This window comes from Bacillus sp. GW823-FHT06A10, assembly GCF_058795375.1.
On sequence record NZ_JBXAHT010000001.1, the window covers coordinates 2,537,205 to 2,559,642 of the forward strand.

Sequence of the window (22,438 nt, forward strand, 5' to 3'; positions counted from 1 at the left end):
GACCTCATTTTTTTAAAATAAAGAAGCCTATCATTTCATCTATTTGAAATGATAGGCTTCTTTTTATAAAACAATTTACTTCCTCGCCTTAATAATAAAAGTAGTTGGCACCATCCTAGCTTTATATAAAGAATAATATTTCGTAGACGGCTCAGCTAGTTCTCCATCAAGCAAGCTCGATGGTTCAGGCTCTTCTATTAATAAAAAGATTCGACCATCATATGTGACAGTCGAATCTTTTTATTGTTCATATTCAAGATGATTATGCCTTTTACAACCAAACAAATAGCACCCACCTATAAAATCCGTTTCAAATTCTAACCCTGGAACGTATCCAGATTTGATACGTTCTACCATTATTTTATAACAATTATTCTCTTCTGTATATTCCTCAATTAACTCTTTCTTATCATTTTCTGTCCAGTTTTCTTCTACTTCTTCATTCTGAACATCTTCTATTTCTGCTGTTTTCGCTTCGATAGATTCCCGTATAACTTCATTTATACGGGAGAAATTATTCGTTTTATATAGAGCATACACAAATCTACCAATCCAATTAGGACTTTTCCAGCATTCTTTATATCCCTTTTCGAACCATTCAATTGCTTCTTTATAGCAATTCAACTCAACATATAAATCTGCTACATTAATTTCCCCTAAAAAATTATCAGATTCCCTGTTAAAAGTATCTAACTTCTCTTTTGCTTCTGTCGTTCGTTCTAAATCAATTAAACATTTTACATAGCTATACATGATATAGTCCGAATCCCCTGCAACTCGCAAGAAAAAGTCTGAAGCTTTTTCCAGCTCTCCAAGGTTATAATGCGCTACAGCTACATTATGATATGCTTCATCTGATGGTTGAATCGAAATAGACTTTTGTAATGCTTCTTTCGCTTCTGTCCATTTTTCTTGTTTCATGTAAATGTCCCCTAAGATGTTATAAGGAAAGTATGAAGAAGGATTCAACTTAACAACTTCTCTTATTAATTCAAGAGCTTTATCATCATTCTCTTCCTCATAAAAGTACATCCAAGCCAGATTATTGAGAGATTGTACGTCTCTAGATTCATGTACTGCTTGTTGAAACAGTTCCATTGCTTCCTCATATTTATTTTGTTCAAACATTTCAATTGCCTTCTCATTAATGTTCAAATAACTACCTCCGAAGTAAATGAATTCATCTATTCCCTATCATTATTGTAAAATGTAAAAATTATAATTTCTATAAAAAAATTTCTTTCTCTCGTCTACATTTCGATTGAAATAGAAGCTAAAACATACGAATTTACAAAAATCAGTAAATTTTTCATTCTCCCTTAAATTGGATATACATCCTGTTTCATTTTACATATTATGGTACAATTAAGAGGATACTAACTAAACATTTACGCTCCACACTAGTAATCTAGCAATACCAAAATCAAAAATCACATGGAATTGAGGGATGTTATGCAACAGAAATTAGCTGTTCTTCTATTCACTGGAATCATATTATCAGGATGTTCAACTATAGCAGAGAATTCTTTAGAAAGCGGGAAAGGCAGTATGGAATTATTAACACCAACGATTACAGCAAAAGACAATGAATTAGAAATTAAAACTAAAGGCATTGATGAAAATAAAGTAACTTTTATTTATGTTGCTAATAAAAAAGTGTTGGAACAAAAACTAAAAAATGGTGAATCCTACAAACTTAACATTAAAGATATCGAACACGCTCATAGGACGGACTACAAACCAAAAGTTCAACTTTTACAAACGAAAGACGATGATGATGATGGAGAAATAGTAACCTTCAAACAAGTTAGATATACAGTTAAAAACTGATTTTAAAGTTGTTTCATTATAAATGTAACAAAAGAAAATATACTTTTAACAGTAGATAAATGTAGGGGGTGCTAACATGAAAAAACGATGGATTTCTTGGTGGATTGGTAACATATTTTGGATTATCGTTTTTGGAATATGGGCAGCTATTATTTGGCTACGAGATGTTGATGGGGCCGGTGTTACTCAAACACCCGAAATTAAATCAATATCACTTATCGTTTTATTAATCACGTTTATCATACCAGTATTTTTTCAAATTATATGGCTAATCATTAATTTGAGAATGAGTAAAAAAAATAATTATACGATTTAGCTTTTTGAATTAATAGATGAATATTTTTCATAAAAAAAGAGAGGAATCTACATCAAAATAGATTCCTCCCTTTTACATTTGGACTTATACTGCGCTTTTAATGCATCACTATTCCTCTTTTTTACGATGCATGTTCATCTTTCTTCTTCATTAACGCTCTTTTCTTCATCGCCTTCGTTAAATATCCACCTTTAAACGAGCGAATTTCATACGAAGACATAAACGCTTTCGGTGCAATTTCATTAATGATTTCTAAAAGCTCTTTCTCTCTAGAACGCTTTGCGACGATATCTAAGCGATAACGTATAGAATTAATACCTTCGCCTTCAAATACTGTAACGCCAAATCCAGAGTGACGTAATTCGTCTACTAATTCATTACAACGGTCTAGTAAACTAACTTGATACGTAATATAACCAATTGCTAATTTATTCTCTATATAACCGCCTAATAATAGTCCTGTACTAAAGCCAATGACATAGGCAACGATGTTCATCCAATTTGATAAATCTTGAAACACAATACCTAAACTGACAATGTAAATAGCCCCTTCTAACAATCCAACACCAGCAGCGGATCTTGTTTGATTCTTTACAAGCAAAATCGTACGGATTGTTAAAATGGGAACGTAAATAATTTGAAGCACAAAAATAAGTAACGCTTGTAACATTGGTATCCACCTCTTTCAAAAAGTCTTTTGTCATAATAACATACATAACCTTTAGAAATCGATGGGTTTTTTAAAATTTTTTTATTATTTTTCATACTATTGAAAAACACAAAAAAGAAGCGTATTATATTTGTCGTTAATTTGATTACTTGTATATTATCGCTAAACTAAAAAAGGAACCCGATTAGGTCCCTTTCATCATAGCTCTATGTTTTTCGAAGCATGTTCCCTTTGCTTCTCTTCTTCTTTCACTAACTGCATATTTGCATACGCTAAATTTGCAATCATTAAAAAGTGACCACCTAAAATACCTGTACCAAATGCCCACATTTCCATTTCATGCTCAATTTCATACATGATGATAGCTCCTAAAATAGCAGCTGCAAATCGGTTTAAAACTCCTAATCCAGGAGCCTTTTCCTTCATTACGATACTTTTCCCGAGTTTCTCCACTCTGCGAGCTAATAACCAAAGACAATAGGCGCTTACTGCTAATCCAATACCGAACCCTGTCACTTGTTTTCCAAACGGAGTAATCGTCCACATAAGTAGTAAACCACTAAAGATCACATACAATTGTAATCGATATACACGTAAGGCTTCTTGAATCAAAATATCCGCTCCTAAGTTCTCATTTTTTGTACTTTAGAAGAAAAGCAGCAACTTACACAGTTGCTGCTTTCTCTTCTTCTTGTTCTTGTTCCATCTTACGAATTTCAACACGTTTAATTTGGTAAGCGTCTTTTTCTAACACTTTAAATTCATAACCTTCCGCCTCAACGTGTTGTCCTTCTTCGATTTCATGATTTTGCATCATAATCCATCCACCGATTGTATCCACATCATCTTCTTCGATGTGTAATCCAAATAAATCTTTCACTTCTGAGATAAGCACTTTTCCATCAACAATAATATGTTGCTCGTTCACATGTTGAATTGGTGGTGCTTCATCTTCATCATATTCGTCACGAATTTCGCCGACGATTTCCTCCAAGATATCTTCAAGCGTTACAATTCCAGCTGTTCCTCCGTACTCATCATATAAAACAGCCATCGGAATTCGCTTCTTCTGCATTTGAAGTAATAAATCGTGAATTGGAGTCGTTTCCATCACTTCAATAATCGGACGCATATACGAGCGAATAGATGATAAATCTTTTTGATCCTCGGTCATATATCGAATAAAGAAATCTTTTACGTTGACCATACCGATAATATCATCTTTATCTTCTCCAAAAATCGGATAACGTGTGTATCGCTCATTTTGGATCACTTTCATGTGTTCTTCTACTGAATCTTCCAGGTAGAAACCAACGATTTCTGTTCGCGGTACCATAATCTCTTTTGCAATACGATTATCAAATTCAAAAATGTTATTTACATACTTGTATTCAGCTTGATTAATTTCGCCACTTTCATAGCTATCTGAAAGGATAAGACGTAATTCTTCTTCTGTATGAGCTACTTCATGTTCTGAAGCTGGCTTTAAACCGAATAAACCAGTTATCACACGAGCTGAACCGTTCAATACCCAAATAAATGGATACATTACTTTATAGAACATCATTAATGGACCTGCCAATAATAACGTTACCCTTTCAGCCTTTTGAATTGCCATCGTTTTCGGAGCTAATTCCCCTACTACAACGTGTAAATACGTCATAATCATAAAAGCAAGACCAAATGTTAATACTGATGAAATAGAAGGATTTAAGTTCCATTTCTCAAATAACGGGTGTAATAACTTTTCAATTGTCGGTTCACCTAACCAACCTAATCCCATAGCTGTAACTGTAATACCTAATTGACAAGCAGATAAATATTCATCTAAATTTGTTGTTACCTTTTTCGCTGCTAAAGCACCGCGTTTTCCTTCCGCAACAAGCTGATCGATACGGCTTGAACGTATCTTTACAATCGCAAACTCTGCTGCTACGAAAAATCCAGTAAATGCGATTAAAATCGCAACCATGACTAAATTAAATATTTCCAATGAATCCCCTTAGTTAAAAAACTAAGGTGTCCACCTCCTGTATACTATAATGTTTTCTTATTTGTTTGTTAGAAAACATAGCCCGATACAAAAATTAAAGAGGTCGGATTTCACTTATTCTATAATAATAGAGCAAGTGTCTGTATTAAAGCTGTCGTTTGACCAGATAAAGATTTCGATATTTTTTCACGTTGTGAATCAGTCAATCCATCTAAAAGCGGCTTTAACTCAGTAAGCTCCACTTCTAATTGATGAATATGGTCTGTCACTTCATTCACTTGTTTCGAAACGTGTTCATTGATACCGAGCAGCTTCTTCTTCTCCTCGATTTTCTCTTTAATCTCACAAAGCGGCATATGCATTTCTTTGCACTTCTCAATAAATTGTAATGTCTCAAATGCTGTTTCGTCGTAATAGCGATAATTAGATTGAGATCGCTCCGCTTTTAAGATACCTAGATTCGTATAATAATCAATCGTTCGTTTCGACACGTGAGCCATGAGAGCCAACTGTCCGATTCGATACACCTTCCCAACGATCTTCCCCCCTTGTTTATATTACTTACATCATACAACACATAAACTGTACAGTCAAACGTGACGGTTTATTATTCACAATTTATACAAAATTCCAATCTCCTCCTATGATGATTCAATACGAGTAATCTACACTTATACAATAAAATTACTAAACTACTACCTAATCACTACATTGTCTGCCACTTTTAACCTTTCTTATTTAAAAGCATATCCTACTAATAATGATTGCTTGTATAGGAGGGAATTAATATGAAAAAGACAATCATTTCTCATTTTTATAATGAAGAATACCTACTTCCATGGTGGCTTATGCATCACACGAAAATATTCGATCACGGCATTTTAATTAATAGGGGGTCTACAGATCGTTCCGTAGAGATTTGTAAACTATTAGCACCCCACTGGGAAGTACGAAATTCAAGATTTCTTGAGTTTGATCCAACTAATACTGATATTGAAGTGATGGAAATTGAAAGAGAAGTTTCAGGTTGGAAAATCGTTTTAAATACTACTGAATTCTTTTGTTGTAATAATACTGAAGAATTTTTTTCATCTCTTCATACACTAGGCCAAAACATGTATGCGATTAGAATGATTTTAATGATAGATAATCATAATTATAATTATTCAAAGCCTAGATATTCTATCCCCTTAGTAGAACAGCGATACCACGGTGTCTTCCCTTATAACCCAAATCTCGGATGTGCTTGGAGATTTATTCACAATCATCTAGACGGTGCATATTTACCTGGTAGACATCATTCGCGACACGGATATATAATTTATGACTATCCTTCATTTATTTTAAAATTTTATTTTAGCCCTTGGAATGAACAATCAAAGGCAAGAAAATTACAAATTACACCTACCCTTTCAAAAAGGGGTATTCAAATGGGACTTCAAACACATTACGGTCAATCTCCTGAAGTACTGGACATACGTTTTTTAGAGCTTAGTAACCTAACACAAGACCTCCGTCATAACCCTGAATATCAAGAATTATTTCCAAAATTCAAACCGTAATATTTTCTGCATCGTCATCACCTCAAACATTTTCATTCACTTAATCAAAAACAATTTCATTTGCATAAAACATGAATACTGTATAAATAATAAATTTTTATTTTAGGAGGAAAAAATGAAAGCTGTTATTCTTGCTGGTGGGTACGGTACAAGAATTGGGGAAGAAACACATTTAAAACCGAAACCTATGATTGAAATTGGAACAAAACCTATTCTATGGCACATTATGAGTTTGTATAGTCATTACGGGATTACTGAGTTTATTATTTGCTTAGGCTATAAAGGATATGCAATTAAAGAGTTCTTTCTAAATTACAACTTACACATGTCTGATTTCACAATACAGTTAAACGATAATACAATTACTAGCCATTCTCATCGTGTAGAACCATGGAAAGTTACACTAATCGATACTGGTGTAAATACCGAAACGGGTGGCCGAGTGAAAAAGATTCAAAATTATGTCGGAGACGAACCTTTCTGCCTCACTTATGGTGATGGATTAAGTAATGTAAATATAAAAGAACTTATTACATTCCATAAAAAACATGGAAAAATGGCTACTGTTACTGCCGTACAACCTCCTGGTAGATTTGGTTCTCTCATATTAGATAAACAGTCTGTAACATCTTTTCAAGAAAAACCATTAGGTGATGGCGGATGGGTTAACGGTGGATTTTTCGTTTTAAATCCTGAAGTTTTCAATTACATTAGTGGAGATAAGTCTGTTTTTGAAACAGACTCTTTAGTTCAGTTAGTAAACAAAAATGAATTGGCCGCATATCAACATTCTGGTTTTTGGCATCCGATGGATACATTGCGCGATAAAAATAAATTAGTCGAGCTATGGGAAAGTAATAACGCTCCGTGGAAGGTTTGGTAATATGGCTTCATCATCTTTTTGGAATAAGAAAAAAGTATTTATTACGGGACATACTGGATTTAAAGGCTCCTGGCTCACCCTTTTCTTAAGTTCTTTAGGTGCAGAAGTAGTAGGCTTTTCTTCTCATCCCCCATCCATTCCTAACATTTTTGAACAAGGTAACGTAGCAAAAGAGTGCACGACAATGAAAGGCGATATTACAGATTACCATTCTTTATTTCATGCCATGAAGCAGCATAAACCTGACATAATATTTCATTTAGCAGCTCAGCCAATCGTAACCGCTTCATACAAAAACCCTATCGATACATTCAAAACGAATGTTTTAGGTACTGTTCACGTGCTAGAAGCAGCAAAGTCCATCGAAAGCGTACGTGCCATTATTAATGTGACAAGCGATAAATGTTATGAGAATGACGGTAGTGGCGACCGAGCGTTCGTGGAAAATGACCGACTAGGAGGTTTCGACCCTTATAGCGCTAGTAAAGCTTGCGCTGAAATAGTGGCAACATCCTATCAAAAATCATTCTTCCGCACTAATACCCAGAAACTCGCCTCAGTCAGAGCTGGTAACGTCATCGGCGGTGGTGATTGGGCAGAAGATCGATTATTCCCTGATATCATTCGGGCATATTTGCACAATCATACTTTGTGTATTCGAAACAAATATGCCATCCGTCCGTGGCAACATGTTTTAGATCCTCTACATGGCTATATCCTTTTAGCTGAAAAACTTTGGAATGATGCTAAATATGCAGAAGCATGGAATTTCGGACCGATTAATGAATCTAGCAGAACCGTAAATGATATCATTCAATCCGTAATGAAATTATGGAATAAACGACTCACAATCCATTCTCCCTCTACGAAAACTCCTTATGAATCACCAATTTTAACACTCAACAGTACAAAAGCAGTAAACAAACTCGGCTGGACTCCTAAGTTATCAACAGATGATTCTATCGTTTGGACTGTTGATTGGTATAAAAAATATGCATCCGGTGAAAATATAGAATCTTTCACACGACAACAAATCGATGCATTCAAAAATTTATAAGGGGGCTATAAAATGGAACAGAAAAAATGCCGTTTTTGCCACTCATTACTAACCAACACTTTTTTAGATTTGGGCGTTTCCCCTCTTGCTAATTCATTTGTAGCTCCTGAAAGCTCATATAAAATGGAACCTTTTTATCCGCTGCACACATTTGTTTGTAACTCTTGTTTACTCGTACAGCTAGATGAATTTGAATCTCCACAAAATATTTTTCATAACTATTTATACTTCAGCTCTTACTCCTCAAGTTGGCTACTACACGCTAAACAATATGTAGAAATGGCGATTAAGCGTTTCAACTTAACGAAACATTCAAAAGTGATTGAAATCGCAAGTAACGATGGGTACTTATTACAATACTTTAAAAAAGAAAATATCGAGACATTGGGAATTGAACCCGCGAAAAACGTAGCAGAAATTGCTATCAAAAAAGGAATTCCTACTCATGTGAATTTTTTCAGTAATGACTTAGCAAAAAAATTGCCACAAGCTGATTTAATCGTCGCAAATAACGTATTAGCACACGTTCCAAACTTGCATGATTTTGTTGCCGGTTTAAAAACGTTATTAAAACAAGATGGCACGATAACAATTGAATTCCCACACTTATTAAACCTCATATCCTTTAAACAGTTCGATACTATCTACCATGAGCACTTTTCCTACTTCTCACTTATAAGCCTTCAAAAAGTTTTAAGTTATCATCATTTACAAATTGTTGATGTAGAAGAACTTTCAACGCATGGTGGTTCCTTACGGATTTTTGTAAACCATCTAAGTGCCCAATCAACTATCCATTCCAATGTTACAAAATTAATTCAAAAAGAAGTCGACCACGGGTTAGATACTTTAGATTGCTATCTCCTTTTTTCTAAACGCATCGAACAATTGAAAATAAATATTTTAAAGTTTTTTATTGAAGCGAAAGCTTTAAACAAACAAATTATCGGTTACGGTGCTCCAGCTAAAGGAAACACCCTTTTGAATTATTGCGGGATAGGTAAAGAATTTCTAGCTTATACAGTAGATAAAAATCCTCACAAACAAAATCTCCTTTTACCAGGAACTCGTATTCCAATAAAATCTCCAGCAGAAATTAAACGTACAAAACCAGATTACATTCTTATACTTCCTTGGAATTTGAAAGACGAAATTATGAAAGAATGCTCTTTCATTCGTGAATGGGGCGGTAAATTTTTAGTGACGGTTCCAGAAATTGAGGTGATCGAGCCATGAAGAAAGTTGTTGTAACAGGTGGTAGTGGCTGGATAGGTAAATATGTTGTACATTCACTTATACAAAAGGGATATGAAGTGCACGCCACGTATAATAAAAATAAATCCTCTCACCTCCCTTGCCATTGGCATAAAGTAAACTTGCTTCGCGATGACGTAGTAAAACAATTCATTTCCGACGTTCAGCCTAGCCATCTCATTCACCTTGCTTGGGAAGCAGTGCCACCAGCATGCTATGTATCTATTAATAATTACTATTGGCTAAAGTCTAGTATTTCATTGATTCAATACTTCACAACATACGGCGGAAAGCGTGTTGTCGTTGCAGGTACTGGCGCAGAATATGAATGGTTTAACGGCGTATTATTTGAAGATTCGCCGCTTCTTTCTTATAAAACCCCGTATTCATTATGTAAAAACACACTGCACTCCTGGTTAGAAACGTATGCACAACAAACAGGCCTCAGCATGTGTTGGAGCCGCATTTTTCATATGTATGGACCTTACGAACAAGGTAATCGGCTCGTTTCTAACATTATCACTTCCTTATTAAAAAATGAGGAAGCACTATGTACACATGGAAAACAATCGAGAGATTTCCTCCATGTGAGTGACGTCGCTGACGCTCTCGTAACAATATTAGAACATGGCGTTACAGGCACCATCAATATCGCTTCAGGTCAATCTGTACAAATTAAAGAACTAGCTTCTATCATCGCTAAAAAAATAGGAAAAGAACATTTAATTAAACTAGACGCGATTCCTTTCTCTAAGGATGAACCTTTATTTGTCGGCGTTAGTGTAGAACGTTTAAAAACTGAAGTAAACTGGAAACCAACATACGATTTAAATACAGGAATAGAAGAAACAATTTTATGGTGGAAATCATTTATACAAAAACATAACGATATGCATCACTAAAACGTAAATCCTTTGTTCCTCTCGCTAATTCCTTATACCATTCTTCTAATCTTTCCGGCGTAATAATATGGTGCGTCCCCATTCCCCCATGCTTACTAGCTTCAGAAAGAGTCGGACCAATTTGTAACTTTCTCTTTCTCATCACATCGTTCCACGGACTAAATCCAAACCATAATATACAAGCAAGGGGCGGATAAATCATAGATTCATGCGCGGATAGATGTCTTCCAACCGTATAACTTCCATGTTCATGATTATGAATAAATCTACCTCTTCTCCATGACGGCCAATCTTCTGGTAAATAACCATGAAATCGCTGTTTCATTAAAGGTATTCCAAAGTTAAGGTCCGGATAGTTGTAGTTAGGATCATCAACCATAATAAGCCCGTCCAGCCAATACATCCTCCCTCCCAATTCATTTAGTGATTTCCAAAACTGATTTTTATCTTGCATGCAAAGAAACTCAGTCGTATTTAAAACCATTTTCCATCCTTGTACTTCTTGTTCTATCCTCATCACTTCATGATCTGTCGCATATGCATCAAACTTTGGATTTACAGAATCTCGCACTTCCCAATGCGGTGCGAATTTTTTACAAATCTCAACGGAACGATCTGTTGAACCTTTATTAATTAAAATACCATGATCAAACAGTTTCGTGTGATGCATAAGCCACCATGGTAGTAAATACTCTTCGTTATAAAAATGAGAAATAACGGTTCTAGTTATTACAATCTCCTCCTCTTTCTCTATTAATCTACTTTTTACTCTACAACCAATATACTCACAAACAAAAAATATGTGTCCTAATTATTAAACAAATAGTATTACTAATATTTTTGTAAGTTTTCCTTTGGTGTCCAGCCCTTCTCATCATCTGTTCCTTCTCACCAAACCCATCCTTTCCAGTTATACTTCTCTTCGTGATAAAACATCCAGTTTTCCCAGTCTTCTGGACCAACGTAACTCTCTATCATTTTCACTACACCCCTCTCTTCTAAGCGAATTGGATTAGGATAATTGCTAACATGTGATTTTATAACGATATATTTCATAAGAACCTCCAATAAACTGAAAATTAAGTTATAATATCATTATAAAATTATGAAGGAGGAATGCACTCATGTACTACAACACTTCATTCGAAAACGATCAACCTGTAGGCCGTCTATAAACTAAGACGGGCATTCATTTAGCACATACACTATGCCTCGTCTTAGGGAGCTCATATTACCCTAAAAATAGACGGAGGTATTTCAAATGAAACAAACAATTTTAGGAGCTATATACTTATCACTAGCAGCAAGTATATGGGGCGGTATGTATGTTGTTAGCAAATACGTACTCGATTTTATCCCACCACTAACACTCGTTTGGCTACGCTTTATTATCGCTTTTGTTGTTTTATATGGCATTTTGAAACTAGCTGAGAAAAAGCAAAAGAAAAAAGTAACCATTCGCAAAAAAGATTGGCTCCTATTTGCTTGGATTGGATTTATCGGCTATTTCATTTCGATCACATGCCAATTTATCGGAACAAAATTATCCGACGCTCATACAGGCTCGTTAGTTACATCAGCTACACCTGCATTTATGGTTATATTTGCAGCGCTCATTTTGAAAGAAAAACTAACTGCTCGTAGACTTTTATCTACTATAATAGCGACAATCGGTGTCATTATCGTAATCGGATGGGATATTGAAATCGGCTCCTATTTTATCGGAACAATCATTTTAGTTGGAGCCGCTATTACGTGGGCTTTACTATCTATTTATGTAAAAATCGCTTCAATCCAATTTTCATCCTTAGTTATTACAACGTACGCAATTTTCTTTTCACTCTTTTTTATTACACCTTTTATGATATGGGAGCTACAAGCGGCCTCTATCGGAACAGTAAATACGTACGTAATATTAGGCATATTATACTTAGGAATCGTCTCAACAGCAGGTGCCTTTTTCCTTTGGAATAAAGGATTAGAATTACTGGATGCAAGCATCGGCTCCTTATTTTTCTTCTTCCAACCTATCGTTGGATCGTTACTTGGTTGGTTGCTCTTAAATGAAACATTAAATAGTAACTTTTTTATTGGTGGTATTCTTATTATATGTAGCGTTTTAATTACTACTTTTGAAAAGAAATAAAAAGCAGGCAGAGATTCTTAGTCTCTGCCTGTTCGCATTATTGGATCTTGGTCGTGAAAACCAATACAAATCGGTATATATCATAATACTTCGCTTCTATTTGCTCTACTGCTAACGAAAAGACATCCTCTTGCATCTCTTCTAAATACTGAAATATATCCACACTAAATACTCCTCACTCTTTACGCACTCCAATGCGATGGACGAGACAATAATTTCGGTAATTTCGTATGTTTGTCCCCTCTAGCAGCATTAACTTGAACTTGCGTCAGAAAAATACTATTAGTAAAATCAGCCCCGCGAATATCTGCATCTCGCAAATCTGCTCCGATGAGATCTGCCCCTCTTAAATCTGCACCATTTAAGTTAGCCGCAATTAAGTAAGCTCCTCTTAAATTTGCACCTTGTAAATTTTTCTTTTTCAGATTCGCTCCCATAAGGTCTGCTCCGCGGTGAATGATTCGTTTCTTACGCGCAGTATTCATTTCCTTCCATACTAATTCGCTCGTTTCTAAAAGAAGAATGTTCACCTCTGCCCTATGCATTGGAACATTTATTTTCATTAACTCATCTGGATTTAAATTCGAAAGTCGCTCTGTCTCCTCAATTGCGGTCTCCAGCTCTTTATGAATTGGCTGTGTTGCCTTTAAAAGAATCGCTTCATTCAAATACCAAAGCATTTCATGAAGTTGATGCATAACCGGAAAAGCATCGTACATTTTTCTTGCATGCTTTGCATCTTTCCTCCAATCAATCCCTTTAAACGTACCCTGAGAAATCTTCTGCCCAGCACCGAAACATTCAAATACTGTACAACCTTTATAACCTTTTCCTCTAAGATTTTTATGTATACTACATTTAAAATCTGATTGTAAGTTGGAACATGGTTTACCACCATCTTTATTCACTGCAAAATCTACCGATGCTGCAAACGGTAATGCAACGCAACATAGACCGAAGCATGTTTCGCAGTTTGCTTTTAAATGATCGTTATGATTAGTCAAAATCTATACCCCCTGTTGTCTTTTGACTATTTCATAATATTCCAACTGTAATAAATAATCAATTTTAAAATAAACCAGCATCTTTCGTTTCAATTCATAAATTTATCATTCGATTTCCTTTCAATTGAAAAGGACTATTTCTATTTAATGAATTATAATTAAATTATAAATTTTCTAACTAAAAAGGAGACTTATTATGGCACTAGAAATGAAAACAAACTGTCAAATTTGCGATCAATCGCTCGAACAAGATTCTGAAGCATACATTTGTGTATATGAATGTACATTTTGCGCACCATGTACAGAAGAAAGACATAACGTTTGTCCAAACTGCGGCGGCGAATTAGTACGTAGACCGAAAAAGAAATAATAAAAAGCAAAGCGATATCGCTTTGCTTTTTATTATTTTCTGAGTTTATGAAATTATATCGAACACAACTTAAACATTTACAAACTTCACACAAACAGGCTCTGGCACAGCAACATCAGATTGTAAAAGTGTTAACTTACCTGTAGATTCATCTCTTAAAAATAACACAAGATTATGTGACTTTTCATTTGTAGCAACAAGGAACTTTTCAGTAGGATCTAATACAAAGTCTCTTGGCCAATTTCCTTCTGTAGATGTGTGTTCAACAAATGTAAGCTGACCTGAATTTTGATCTACGCTATAAACAGCGATACTATTATGACCACGATTACCTGCATATACAAAACGGCCGTCAGAAGAAATATGAATCGCACTTCCTTGATTATTTTCATCAAATTGTTCTGGAACAGTAGAAATATACTGTAATTCTGTAAAGGATCCTTCTGCAGGATTATATGTTAACACAATAACCTCTGAACTAAGCTCCGTCATCACATATGCATACTTTCCATTCGGATGAAAAGTAATATGTCTTGGACCACTTCCTGGATTTACAGATAAACGATTCACTTCTGTTAATGTACTATCTTTTACTTCATACGTAATTATTTTATCTATCCCTAAATCAACGCCCACTACATATTTTTCATCAGGAGTGTACCCCGCGTAATGTGCATGTGGTTTTTCTTGTCTTTCTTTATTCGGACCTGAACCTTCATGCGCCATAATAGATGAAGCAGGATTTACAGTTCCATCTTCTTCATTTATTTCAAAAGACTCAATCGTTCCTTTATGGTAATTCGCTGTAACTACTGTATGATTTCCACTATCAACACTAATATGACAAGGAGAAGCACCTTCTACTACTTGTCTATTTCTCGCTTTTAGTTCTCCAGTATGACTATCAATGGAATACGCAGCTACACCGCCAGATTCGCCTTCCTTAACAACAGAATAGAGATATTCATTATTTTGGTTAATCGTTACATATGTAGGGTTATCCAGCTTAGCGGCAAGTGTTACATTACTAATTTTTTTTGCTTCTGTGTCTAAAGTAAACTTATATATTCCTTCGCTATTTTCTTTCGTGTAAGTTCCAACATATCCAATAAACTCTTTGTTATCCTTCATTTTCATAACCCTCTCTCCCTATATTTTACGTTCATCATGCTTCTTAAAATATTTTATGTTGAAAGAGTATCCAAAAAAATCGGAGTACTTCTTTATACGTTACCATATTTTCTTGGTAAATAGCTTTTAAACCCACTTTTTTTGATACGCTGCTATACTTTCATATTCTTCTTCCAATTGACGGGACAGACGAATATAGATTGGCGTTAAATCTTTATATTTTTCCACACTTTCCATGTTTGGCTCATGATGAAAATCTGCACCTACCATTTCAGAAACTACGGATAATGTATCTATTTCACCTAAACTATATAAACCGAGGATTGCAGCTCCTAAGCAAGAGCTTTCAAAACTTTCCGGAACATATACGTCTTGATGGAAGATATCCGCCATCATCTGTCTCCAAAGTTCCGACCTTGCAAAGCCGCCTGTCGCTTGAATTTTTTTCGGTTCGCCAATTAACTCTTTTAAAGCGAGAAGAACGGTATACAAGTTATAAATTACTCCTTCTAAAACAGCACGGATAAGATGTTCTTTCTTATGATGCAATCCGAGTCCAAAGAAAGATCCTCGTGCATTTGCATTCCATAAAGGAGCTCTTTCCCCTGCTAAATACGGGTGAAATAATAAACCGTCAGATCCAGGATTCACTTTTGCCGCTATTTCAGTAAGTACTTCATATGGATCTTTCCCTAAACGCTTCGCAAGTTCAATCTCTGAAGTGCCTAATTGGTCACGAGCCCATCTGAAAATCATACCGCCGTTATTTACTGGTCCACCGATTACCCAATGGTCTTCAGTTAACGCATAACAAAAAATTCTACCTTTCGGATCTGTTACAGGACGATCTGTTACAGCACGTATCGCACCGCTTGTACCAATGGTAACAGCCACAACGCCAGGATCTATTGCATTTACACCTAAATTAGATAGTACTCCATCACTCGCTCCTACTACAAAAGGCGTAGAAACAAGTACATTCATCTCTTTGGCAAGCTCTTCATCTAATCCTGTTAAACTGTGCGTTGTTGGAACAAGTTTAGAAAGCTTTTCATCTGTAATTCCCGCAACATGTAAAGCCTCTTCATCCCATTTTAAAGATTTCAAATTAAACATCCCTGTTGCTGACGCTATAGAATAATCAATTACATACTCTTTATATAACTTGTAAAAAACATATTCTTTAATAGAAATAAATTTATAACTTTTTGCAAACAATTCTGCCTGCTCATTCTGTAGCCAAACTAATTTCGAAAGCGGTGACATAGGATGAATTGGTGTGCCAGTACGAAGGTAAATTTCATGACCATTCATATCATTCTTTATTTTCTCCGCCCAGCTTGCACTTCTATTATCTGCCCAAGTAATACATCCCGTTAATGGATTCCCCTTTTCATCTACAGCAATGAGACTATGCATTGCCGAACTAAAAGAGACACAAAGAATATCACTTGGCTGTACACTACTTGATCGTATAGTTTCTTTAATCGTATTTATTACTGCACGAAAAATTTCTTCTGGGTCTTGTTCCGCTGTTTCAGGCGTAGGAGAATATAAAGGATATTCAATTCCATGACTAGCAATAACAGATCCATCAGTAGAAAATAGAACTGATTTTGTACTAGTTGTCCCAATGTCTACACCAATCATATATTTTGAGCTCACCATTTCTTCCTCCTAACAAAAAATCCCTATAGTATCCTAATAATATAAGAACCATAAAAATACATTTATTTTATCTATTCATAACGTTATGTGCTAAAGTTATCTCTCTACATTCATATAAAAATATCCTTATTTTAAACAAACATATCGAGTAGTAAAACTCCTCCAAAAGCGATAAATGAAAGTAACGTTTCTAATACTGTCCATGTTTTAAATGTTTCTTTCACTGTTAAACCTAGGTATTCTTTTACCATCCAAAAACCAGCATCGTTTACGTGTGAAAACATTAATGCTCCTGCACCTGTTGCAATAACGAGTAACTCTAAGTTCACACCTGTTGTATTTTCAACGATTGGCGAAACGATACCCGCTGCTGTTGTTAAAGCGACTGTCGCTGACCCTGTCGCAATTCGAATTAATCCTGCTACTATAAATGCTAATACAATTGGAGATAGTGCTAAATGCTCAGACATTTGAGCAATAGCATTCCCTACGCCACTATCGATAAGAATTTGCTTAAATCCTCCTCCAGCACCAATAATCGCAACAATTGAACCGATTGGTAATAAGCTATCTTCTGTTACCTTCTTAATAGCCTTTTTATCGATACCTTGGCGAAATCCAAGAAAATAAAACGCTGCAAAACATGCAATCAATAGTGCAATGATAGGACTACCGATTAATGTGACAGTCTTCATCAAAGTAGTAGAAAGGGGCACATAAGGAGCTGCTGCAGCTAAAACCATTAACATAACAGGTAACAAAATAACTAAAAATGAAACTCCTATTCCTGGTAATTTCGTTGATTTTGTATTTACACGAATCAATTCTGGCTCATTTTCAGGAATTACACGTTTGTGAATCCATTTAGCGAATATAGGACCTGCAATAATCGCTGCAAAAAATGTAATAATGAGTGAATACAATAGTACCTTCCCAAGATTCGCTTTATAAATACCAATTGCAACGATTGCCCCTGGATGTGGAGGAACAAGGCCGTGTACGACAGATAGCCCAGCAATTGCTGGTAACGCTATCAATAAAATATTTTGTTTCGTAGTTTTATGAATTGAAATTACTAACGGCAGTAATATTAAAATACCTACTTCAAAAAACACCGGAATTCCAATAATAAAACCTGCAATTAACATAGCCCATGGTAAGTTTTTTATCCCAAAGGATTTAATAAAGAACTCTGCCACTTGCATTCCAGCACCTGACTCTGCCATCATTTTCCCTAAAATTGTACCTAATACTAAAATGCCTACTAAATGTCCTAGAACACTTCCGACTCCCGTTTCATAAGCACTCACTATTTTATCCATTGGCATTCCAGACATAATTGCTAAAAACAAACTTGCAATCGTTAAACTAATAAACGCATGCCATCTCCACCAAGATACCCCTAAAATAACAATTACAATTGATAATAATGTAATCATTAAAAGGTACATATTCATACTCAATCCCCCTTTATGTAAACCCTTTCGTAATTACTATATAATTAAAAGAACCTATATAGTTCTTACTTGAGTAAAAGATACCTTTACATATTGCTATACACTTAAAAGCATCTTCACATCATAATGATTTATATAAAAAGAATCTCCCTTATTAGAGATACACTATAACTCATCTCTCTAATAAGGGGATTTCTCTTTAATAATTATAATGTTATTGTGATAAATGCTTCGCGCGATCAATTTTTCCTTTTTTAAAAGTGAATGACACTTTCTTCTCTGCTGTTTTCACGTAGTAAGACTACAAACTCAGGATCCAGTTTAAACGATGAAGTTACTTAGGATTTGTCCTCTCATGAAAAGCAATTTTCGGAAAGCACCTTCACTTTCATGCATTATAATTTAGGAGCTTTCGCCCAATCCGCAGCAAACTTCTCAATACCTTGGTCTGTTAATGGGTGCATAGCAAGTTGTTCAATTACTTTATAAGGAATTGTTGCAATATGAGCACCTGCCATCGCTACACGAGTTACATGATCTGGATGTCTGACAGAAGCCGCAATAATTTGTGTATCTAATTGATGAACATCGAATAATTCAGCAATTTTAGCAACTAATAATACACCATCTTCAGAAATATCATCTAAGCGTCCTAAAAATGGAGAAACGTACGTTGCACCCGCTCGAGCAGCTAAAAGTGCTTGGTTCACAGTGAAAATAAGTGTAACGTTCGTTTTCACACCTTTTTCAGTAAGATAGCGACAAGCTTCTAATCCTGCTAGCGTCATTGGAAGTTTTATCGTGACGTTTTTATCACCACCGTTAATTTTAATTAATTCTTCTGCTTGAGCAATCATTTCTTCAGCTGTAACAGCATCTGGAGTTACTTCTGCCGAAACAGACTCAACTTTAGGTACTGCCTGACAAATTTCTGCGATACGGTCTTCAAACTTAACGCCCTCTTTTGCTACTAAAGAAGGATTCGTTGTAACACCAGCTAAAACTCCAAGTTTATATGCTTTTTTTATGTCCTCAAGATTTGCAGTATCAATAAAAAATTTCATGATCAATTCCCTCCAGTTTTTAAACGTTGATGAGTTACATGTTTAATATGCTTATCCCGTAAAAGCCCGATTGGTATGGAATAAAGCCCCTATTTATTAAAGTTTCACTTTATTTCTTTTCTACTGCATGTCCGCCAAATTCATTGCGCAGAGCTGCTACAACTTTTCCTGTAAATGTATCATTGTCTAATGAGCGGTAGCGCATTAATAGAGACATTGCGATAACAGGAGTTGCTGTTTGAAGGTCTAATGCTGTTTCTACTGTCCATTTTCCTTCACCAGAAGAATGCATAACACCCTTAATTTCATCCAGTTTTGCATCTTTAGAAAATGCATTTTCTGTTAATTCCATTAACCAAGAACGAATTACTGAACCGTTGTTCCATACTCTTGATACTTTTTCATAATCGTAGTCAAATTCACTTTTCTCTAGAATCTCAAATCCTTCACCAATAGCAGCCATCATACCGTATTCAATTCCGTTATGAACCATTTTTAAGAAGTGACCACTACCAGCTTTTCCAGCATATAAGAATCCATTTTCTACAGCAGTATCGCGGAAGATAGGTTCAACGATGTCCCAAGCTTCTTGATCTCCTCCGATCATGTAACAAGCACCATTACGAGCGCCTTCCATTCCGCCAGAAGTTCCTGCATCCATAAAGTGAATGCCATCTTTCTTTAATTGCTCATATCGGCGGATAGACTCTTTATAATGTGAATTACCAGCTTCAATTAAAATATCTCCTTTTGATAAAAGTGGTGTAACCTCATCAATAACAGAATCAACAACAGCGTGTGGTACCATTACCCAAAGAATTCTTGGTGATTGTAATGACTGAACAAGTTCACTTAAACTAGATGTACCCGTTGCCCCGTACTCTTTCATTTCTTCTACTGCGCTCGTATTTAAATCAAATGCTACTACTTCATGTTTATGATCCATTAAATTTTTCCCTAAATTTAATCCCATTTTACCTAACCCAATTAATCCTACTTGCATAATATAATTCCTCCTCAAATCATCTTTTATTAAAAATCCATATCACTACAATCTGGAATACCTTTCAGCACTGAAATGTGAGTATGTACAGAAAGGTATTCACAGTCATAGCTTAAGAATTCAACACATTTTTTGTAATTTGAACAACATTTTCTGTCGTAAATCCAAATAGATTCATGACTTCAGCTCCAGTTCCTGAAGCTCCAAATGTTTCAATTGATAGTACTTTTCCTTCTTGTCCTACATAACGTTCCCAACCTAGAGATACACCCATTTCAAGAGATACTCGTTTCGTTATAGAAGACGGAAGAACGGATTCTTTATATTCGTTCGATTGGCGATCGAATAACTCCCAGCTCGGCATTGCAACGATGCGAACAGAAACTTGATCTTCTTCTAATTTTGCTTTCGCACTAGCAGCTAAGGATACTTCAGAACCTGTCGCAATTAAAATTACATCCGGATTTTCATTTGTTTGTGTTAATACGTAAGCTCCTTTAGAGAGATTCTCTATGTTCGCTTTCGTTTCATTAAACACCGGTAAATTTTGACGGCTCAGTACTAAAACGACTGGACCATCCGTTTGCTGTAAAGCATACGCCCAAGCACTTGCTGTTTCATTTGCATCTGACGGACGGATAACTGTTAGACCAGGAATTGCTCGAAGCGCTGCCAATTGTTCAATTGGTTCATGCGTTGGACCATCTTCTCCTACAGCAATCGAATCATGTGTAAATACGTAAGTAACAGGTAAATTTTGCAGTGCAGCCAGTCGAATCGATGGACGAAGGTAATCATTAAACACAAAGAATGTACTTACGAAAGGTTTTACTCCTCCATGGAGAGCCAGTCCATTCGCTGCCGCGCCCATTGCATGTTCACGTACACCGAAGTATATATTTCGTCCAGCATACGATTCTACCGCGTACACAGCTTCACCTTTTATATCTGTCATAGTGGAATGAGAAAGATCTGCACTTCCACCGAAAATAGAAGGAATCGATTTCACATAATGATTAATAGCTTCCCCACTTGCAACACGAGTGGAAATCGTTTTTTCAATATCAAAGGATAGAATGTCTTTCGCTTCAATTAAAACATCACCTGTAATCGCTTTTTCTAATTCATCTGCTAGTGCAGGGTTCGACTCTCTGTATGAGTTGAACTGCTCATTCCAGTCATTTTCTTTTTCAATACCTTTTTGTTTCAGTTCATTAAAATGAGCTTTTACTTCTTCAGGTACAAAGAAATCTTCCTCATAATCCCAACCATACACTTGTTTTGTCGCTGTTGCCTCTTCTACGCCAAGCGGATTACCATGTGCTTTGTTCGTTCCAGCAACTTTTGGACTTCCATAACCTATAATAGTTCTAATTTCTATAAGAGTAGGTTGATCCGTATTTTCTTTCGCTGATTGAATAGCTTTTGTAATAGCATCGACATCGTTTCCATCTTCAACTCTTACATATTGCCAATGTACAGATTCTGCCCTTTTCTGAATATCTTCAGAGAAAGCAATGCCTAATTCACCATCAAGTGAAATTTCATTTGAATCATACAGTACAATTAACTTGCCAAGTTTCATATGTCCTGCCATTGACATCGCTTCATAAGCGACACCCTCCATTAAGTCACCATCTCCGACTAAAGCGTACGTATTGTGATTTATAATAGAGTGACTATCCTTATTGAACTTCGCCGCTAAATGCGCTTCTGCCATTGCCATTCCGACAGCATTGGCAATCCCTTGTCCTAACGGGCCTGTCGTCGCTTCGACTCCAGAAGTATGACCAAACTCAGGATGTCCTGGTGTTTTACTATTTAACTTTCTGAAGTTTTTCAAGTCATCAATTGAAACATCATATCCAGCTAAATGAAGCAGGCTATATAACAGACTAGATCCATGTCCCGCCGATAAAACGAAACGATCACGGTTAAACCATTCTGGGTGATTAGGATTGTAATTTAAATGATTCGCCCATAATGCATAAGCCATTGGTGCTGCTCCCATCGGAAGACCTGGATGACCTGAGTTTGCCGCATTAATAGCATCAATCGATAACGTACGAAGTGTATTCACTGCTAATTGATTTATGTTTTGTGTCATAGTAATCGTCCCCCTAAATGC

General features: G+C 35.7%; 24 protein-coding genes and 1 pseudogene. 9 read left to right on the forward strand and 16 right to left on the reverse strand.

Features of this window, described 5'->3' with window-relative positions; translation table 11 throughout:
* Nucleotides 1-75: 75 nt before the first annotated feature.
* Nucleotides 76-198: pseudogene (locus tag AC1Q8M_RS12930) on the reverse strand (class I SAM-dependent methyltransferase); the annotation flags it as partial.
* Nucleotides 199-240: 42 nt separating this feature from the next.
* A complete protein-coding gene (locus AC1Q8M_RS12935; protein ID WP_098684166.1) occupies nt 241-1,155 on the reverse strand; it encodes a tetratricopeptide repeat protein in 915 nt (304 codons plus the stop codon).
* Between the two features lie 279 nt (nt 1,156-1,434).
* Here AC1Q8M_RS12935 and AC1Q8M_RS12940 point away from each other — a divergent pair, with 279 nt between their 5' ends.
* A complete protein-coding gene (locus AC1Q8M_RS12940; RefSeq protein ID WP_098360665.1) occupies nt 1,435-1,830 on the forward strand; it encodes a hypothetical protein in 396 nt (131 codons plus the stop codon).
* Between the two features lie 76 nt (nt 1,831-1,906).
* Nucleotides 1,907-2,146, forward strand: coding sequence for a DUF3923 family protein (locus AC1Q8M_RS12945; protein WP_000747683.1), 240 nt, complete (start codon nt 1,907-1,909; stop codon nt 2,144-2,146).
* A 121-nt stretch (nt 2,147-2,267) separates the two neighbouring features.
* Here AC1Q8M_RS12945 and AC1Q8M_RS12950 read toward each other — a convergent pair whose 3' ends face one another.
* From AC1Q8M_RS12950 to AC1Q8M_RS12965, 4 genes are all read right to left on the reverse strand, one after another.
* Nucleotides 2,268-2,816, reverse strand: a complete 549-nt coding sequence (locus tag AC1Q8M_RS12950; protein ID WP_000938441.1) for a DUF2179 domain-containing protein — start codon at nt 2,814-2,816, stop codon at nt 2,268-2,270.
* A 198-nt stretch (nt 2,817-3,014) separates the two neighbouring features.
* On the reverse strand, nt 3,015-3,428 hold the full coding sequence (locus AC1Q8M_RS12955; RefSeq protein ID WP_000613876.1) for an ATP synthase subunit I: 414 nt from the start codon (nt 3,426-3,428) through the stop codon (nt 3,015-3,017).
* Nucleotides 3,429-3,480: 52 nt separating this feature from the next.
* Nucleotides 3,481-4,809 carry a hemolysin family protein gene (locus AC1Q8M_RS12960; RefSeq protein ID WP_000402258.1) on the reverse strand — a complete coding sequence of 443 codons (1,329 nt, stop codon included), beginning with the start codon at nt 4,807-4,809 and terminating at the stop codon, nt 3,481-3,483.
* 119 nt (nt 4,810-4,928) lie between these two features.
* A complete protein-coding gene (locus AC1Q8M_RS12965; RefSeq protein WP_000285635.1) occupies nt 4,929-5,336 on the reverse strand; it encodes a MerR family transcriptional regulator in 408 nt (135 codons plus the stop codon).
* 261 nt (nt 5,337-5,597) lie between these two features.
* Here AC1Q8M_RS12965 and AC1Q8M_RS12970 point away from each other — a divergent pair, with 261 nt between their 5' ends.
* The 5 genes from AC1Q8M_RS12970 to AC1Q8M_RS12990 all read left to right on the forward strand — a co-directional run bounded on the left by AC1Q8M_RS12970 (nt 5,598) and on the right by AC1Q8M_RS12990 (nt 10,467).
* Complete coding sequence (locus tag AC1Q8M_RS12970) at nt 5,598-6,371, forward strand: glycosyltransferase family 2 protein (protein WP_000750972.1); 774 nt, start codon at nt 5,598-5,600, stop codon at nt 6,369-6,371.
* Between the two features lie 115 nt (nt 6,372-6,486).
* Nucleotides 6,487-7,254 (forward strand): glucose-1-phosphate cytidylyltransferase, encoded by a 768-nt coding sequence (gene rfbF / locus AC1Q8M_RS12975; RefSeq protein WP_000648806.1) that lies wholly within the window; start codon nt 6,487-6,489, stop codon nt 7,252-7,254.
* Between the two features lies 1 nt (nt 7,255).
* Nucleotides 7,256-8,311, forward strand: coding sequence for a CDP-glucose 4,6-dehydratase (gene rfbG / locus AC1Q8M_RS12980; RefSeq protein ID WP_098352411.1), 1,056 nt, complete (start codon nt 7,256-7,258; stop codon nt 8,309-8,311).
* A 12-nt stretch (nt 8,312-8,323) separates the two neighbouring features.
* On the forward strand, nt 8,324-9,547 hold the full coding sequence (locus AC1Q8M_RS12985; protein WP_000435776.1) for a class I SAM-dependent methyltransferase: 1,224 nt from the start codon (nt 8,324-8,326) through the stop codon (nt 9,545-9,547).
* The gene (locus AC1Q8M_RS12990; protein WP_000758373.1) at nt 9,544-10,467 is read left to right on the forward strand and encodes an NAD-dependent epimerase/dehydratase family protein; all 924 of its coding nucleotides are present in this window, start codon (nt 9,544-9,546) and stop codon (nt 10,465-10,467) included. The genes AC1Q8M_RS12985 and AC1Q8M_RS12990 overlap by 4 nt, the downstream gene beginning before the upstream one ends.
* On the opposite strand, the gene AC1Q8M_RS12995 is transcribed toward AC1Q8M_RS12990, so the two are convergent.
* Together AC1Q8M_RS12995 and AC1Q8M_RS13000 are read right to left on the reverse strand one after the other, a co-directional pair.
* Nucleotides 10,436-11,248 (reverse strand): glycosyltransferase family 2 protein, encoded by an 813-nt coding sequence (locus AC1Q8M_RS12995; RefSeq protein ID WP_078400293.1) that lies wholly within the window; start codon nt 11,246-11,248, stop codon nt 10,436-10,438. The genes AC1Q8M_RS12990 and AC1Q8M_RS12995 overlap by 32 nt on opposite strands.
* 107 nt (nt 11,249-11,355) lie before the next feature.
* Entirely contained in the window at nt 11,356-11,523 is a 168-nt protein-coding gene (locus tag AC1Q8M_RS13000; RefSeq protein ID WP_000875292.1) for an SH3 domain-containing protein, read from the reverse strand.
* A 205-nt stretch (nt 11,524-11,728) separates the two neighbouring features.
* Here AC1Q8M_RS13000 and AC1Q8M_RS13005 point away from each other — a divergent pair, with 205 nt between their 5' ends.
* Nucleotides 11,729-12,613: a DMT family transporter gene (locus tag AC1Q8M_RS13005; protein WP_000814761.1), complete on the forward strand. Its 885-nt coding sequence runs from the start codon at nt 11,729-11,731 to the stop codon at nt 12,611-12,613.
* Between the two features lie 37 nt (nt 12,614-12,650).
* On the opposite strand, the gene AC1Q8M_RS13010 is transcribed toward AC1Q8M_RS13005, so the two are convergent.
* Together AC1Q8M_RS13010 and AC1Q8M_RS13015 are read right to left on the reverse strand one after the other, a co-directional pair.
* A complete protein-coding gene (locus AC1Q8M_RS13010; protein WP_254909184.1) occupies nt 12,651-12,776 on the reverse strand; it encodes a hypothetical protein in 126 nt (41 codons plus the stop codon).
* Nucleotides 12,777-12,795: 19 nt separating this feature from the next.
* Nucleotides 12,796-13,617 carry a pentapeptide repeat-containing protein gene (locus AC1Q8M_RS13015; RefSeq protein WP_000181453.1) on the reverse strand — a complete coding sequence of 274 codons (822 nt, stop codon included), beginning with the start codon at nt 13,615-13,617 and terminating at the stop codon, nt 12,796-12,798.
* A gap of 196 nt (nt 13,618-13,813) precedes the next feature.
* Between AC1Q8M_RS13015 and AC1Q8M_RS13020 the strand changes: the two genes are divergently transcribed.
* On the forward strand, nt 13,814-13,987 hold the full coding sequence (locus tag AC1Q8M_RS13020) for a DUF1272 domain-containing protein (RefSeq protein WP_001162788.1): 174 nt from the start codon (nt 13,814-13,816) through the stop codon (nt 13,985-13,987).
* A 69-nt stretch (nt 13,988-14,056) separates the two neighbouring features.
* Here AC1Q8M_RS13020 and AC1Q8M_RS13025 read toward each other — a convergent pair whose 3' ends face one another.
* The 6 genes from AC1Q8M_RS13025 to tkt all read right to left on the reverse strand — a co-directional run bounded on the left by AC1Q8M_RS13025 (nt 14,057) and on the right by tkt (nt 22,417).
* Entirely contained in the window at nt 14,057-15,124 is a 1,068-nt protein-coding gene (locus AC1Q8M_RS13025; RefSeq protein ID WP_098400766.1) for a lactonase family protein, read from the reverse strand.
* Nucleotides 15,125-15,244: 120 nt separating this feature from the next.
* Nucleotides 15,245-16,786: a gluconokinase gene (gntK, locus tag AC1Q8M_RS13030; protein ID WP_065229121.1), complete on the reverse strand. Its 1,542-nt coding sequence runs from the start codon at nt 16,784-16,786 to the stop codon at nt 15,245-15,247.
* Nucleotides 16,787-16,917: 131 nt separating this feature from the next.
* On the reverse strand, nt 16,918-18,243 hold the full coding sequence (gntP, locus tag AC1Q8M_RS13035; protein ID WP_071714595.1) for a gluconate permease GntP: 1,326 nt from the start codon (nt 18,241-18,243) through the stop codon (nt 16,918-16,920).
* Between the two features lie 395 nt (nt 18,244-18,638).
* Nucleotides 18,639-19,307 carry a fructose-6-phosphate aldolase gene (fsa, locus tag AC1Q8M_RS13040; protein ID WP_000667692.1) on the reverse strand — a complete coding sequence of 223 codons (669 nt, stop codon included), beginning with the start codon at nt 19,305-19,307 and terminating at the stop codon, nt 18,639-18,641.
* A gap of 109 nt (nt 19,308-19,416) precedes the next feature.
* A complete protein-coding gene (gene gnd, locus AC1Q8M_RS13045; RefSeq protein ID WP_001195925.1) occupies nt 19,417-20,310 on the reverse strand; it encodes a phosphogluconate dehydrogenase (NAD(+)-dependent, decarboxylating) in 894 nt (297 codons plus the stop codon).
* 112 nt (nt 20,311-20,422) lie between these two features.
* Nucleotides 20,423-22,417, reverse strand: coding sequence for a transketolase (gene tkt, locus AC1Q8M_RS13050; RefSeq protein WP_098855401.1), 1,995 nt, complete (start codon nt 22,415-22,417; stop codon nt 20,423-20,425).
* Nucleotides 22,418-22,438: the final 21 nt, after the last annotated feature.